Annotated in this window: 1 protein-coding gene; it reads right to left on the minus strand. The window is 69.4% G+C overall.

The annotated features are described in order from the left end of the window. On the minus strand, positions 1–206 hold a 206-nt coding region (locus tag ACPXCS_RS39795; RefSeq protein WP_425952391.1), incomplete at both ends, for a hypothetical protein.

Genomic DNA, 206 nt, shown 5'->3' on the forward strand with positions numbered 1-206 from the left:
GTGAACAGATAGCCGTCGTCGGCCGCTGTCCCCGTCACCGCCCCCAGCCACGGATGCTCCGAAGCCCGCAGCCCCACCGAGCGCAGGTCGCCGGAGGACTTGGTCGTGTCCATCCAGTACGGGTCGCGCTGGAAGGCGTAGGTGGGGAGCGGAACGAGGTCGCCTTCGCCCAGGACGCGGTCGGTGTCCAGATCATGGCCGTGGAC

It is taken from the genome of Streptomyces sp. DT190 (assembly GCF_049846985.1).
Classification (GTDB): domain Bacteria; phylum Actinomycetota; class Actinomycetes; order Streptomycetales; family Streptomycetaceae; genus Streptomyces.